Origin of the sequence: Chamaesiphon sp. VAR_48_metabat_403 (assembly GCF_031422475.1) — a bacterium.
GTDB lineage: Bacteria > Cyanobacteriota > Cyanobacteriia > Cyanobacteriales > Chamaesiphonaceae > Chamaesiphon.
In genome coordinates this window covers 1-2039 of record NZ_JANPLS010000380.1, presented here as the reverse complement: position 1 = coordinate 2039, position 2039 = coordinate 1, and the positions used below count along the sequence as shown (strand labels likewise).

Sequence of the window (2039 nt, the reverse complement as noted above, 5' to 3'; positions counted from 1 at the left end):
ACTTACAACGGGGTGGAATTGCCCTAACACTAGTATTTGTTGCCGGAACCCTCTGGTACAGGTTGGTGGAGCATTGGCACTGGTTAGATGCGATATATATGACCGTCATTACCCTCACCACAGTTGGTTATGGCGAAACGCAAAAATTAGGAGATCGAGGGCGAATTTTTACGATCGCCTTAATTTTAGCGGGGGTCATTACAATTGGTTATATTGTCAATCGATTTACGGAAGCCTTAATTGAAGGCTATTTTATAGAAGGTAGAAGACTCAGGCAACAAACAAAATTCGTGGAATCTTTATCCGAACACTTTATCATCTGTGGTTTTGGACGCATCGGGCGACAAATTGCCGCCGAATTTGCGGCTGAAGGTACGACATTTGCGATCGCCGATGCGAGTAGCGAACAAGTCAAAATAGCTCAATCAGAGGGCTATAACGCCATCCAAGCCGACGCTACGCTCGATGAAACGCTCCTGAAGATGGGCATAGAAAAAGCCGCCTGTCTGGTGGCTGCGTTGCCTTCGGATGCCGAAAATCTGTATATTATTTTATCTGCCAAAACTCTCAATCCTAGTATTCGGGCGATCGCGCGCGCGAGTAACGAAGAAGCCGTACTCAAGCTCCAACGTGCTGGTGCAGATAAAGTCATATCCCCCTACATCACTGGTGCGAAACGGATTGCAGCGGCAGCTTTAAGACCGCATGTGATGGATTTTATGGATGGGATTGTGGCTAGCGATCGATCTTTTTATATGGAAGAATTTGAGATCGAGGCGCAAGTTTGTCCGGTGGCAGGTTTATCATTACGAGAGGCAAAATTGCGATCGCAGTCTGGTTCGCTAGTATTGGCAATCCGCAGGCGAGATGGTAATCTTATTGTCGGCCCGACTGGTGAGACGATGATTATGGATCGGGATATGTTAATTTGTATGGGTACCGCCGATCAGTTGCGAGTTTTAAATCGGATTTTAGATCCGATTGCACCGAGGGGTTAGGTTTTAGGTTTTGGGCTTTATGGGAGTTTTAAGAAGCTAATTTCTTCTTCTTGTTGAAATATACCCAGATCGTCTAATACCCAACTTTTGAAATCGTTGACTTTTCCTTGCATTACAGAAACGATCGGATATGAATAGACATGCCATGCTAAATCGCGATCGCAGATGGAAGGTACCGCTGGATTGTCGGGATGAGAATGAAAGAAACCGACAATCTCAAGTTCCAGATATCGCCCGCGTTTTGTCGCTTGAAAAATATCTTGAGGATCGATCGTATAGCGACTAGTTTTAGTTCTAGAAATTTCGGTTGGATCTGCTAAATCATCGCCTAATTCGGATTTTACCCAAACATTAGCCGTGGGAATAACTTCAACAACAGTTTTAAGAGATCCGGAGATCGTTCCTAATAGAATTCCACAGCATTCTTCTGGATAAATATTTTCAGCACGATCGACAATAATTTGAATTTGATCCTGACTGATAGCGATCGTCATTTTAGATCTAATTAACGTGAGGGTTAAGAATATTTGCTTCGCTCGTCACCCACCCGCGACTGAAGTGCGGGCTAGTAGCTCAAGTCCACTAAAGTGGACTGCCAAATTCGCCAGTCCACTTTAGTGGACTTTCTTGGTTAGCCTGGGGATTCATCCCCAGGTGGTGTGTGCCGGAGCTAAGAAAGACTGCATGGAGATCCTTCTTCCGTTCCCGCGAGCCTCTGTCTTGACGTTTTTTATTTGGGGGGAACCCTAGACATAAAAACGTCGCTCCGACAGGAGAAACTTACGTTAATTAAATCTAATTTGCAATCTCAATTTACATATAATAAAAACCGATATAAATACCCATTAAACTTACTCCTAAATACTATTGACTATATTGTAATGCAAGATGTGAATCTACTTGAATAATGCGCGCATTCCCTCTTGACGTTTGAGAGCGAGTTTTGTGACTTGGCGTTTTTCAGCTTGGCGAATAATGCGATTGAGAAGTTCGGTATATACTAGCGGCGGATTGGATTTTACCCACAGGTAGAAAGACAGC

2 protein-coding genes are annotated in these 2039 nt (G+C 44.0%); one reads left to right on the top strand and one right to left on the bottom strand.

What is annotated here, in order from left to right; genetic code table 11:
* The coding region (locus tag RMO79_RS18145) for a potassium channel family protein (RefSeq protein WP_396136630.1) at positions 1 to 998 on the top strand (998 nt) is incomplete at its 5' end.
* Between the two features lie 17 nt (positions 999 to 1015).
* On the opposite strand, the gene RMO79_RS18140 is transcribed toward RMO79_RS18145, so the two are convergent.
* Positions 1016 to 1492, bottom strand: coding sequence for a M67 family metallopeptidase (locus tag RMO79_RS18140; protein WP_310484645.1), 477 nt, complete (start codon positions 1490 to 1492; stop codon positions 1016 to 1018).
* Positions 1493 to 2039 lie beyond the last annotated feature (547 nt).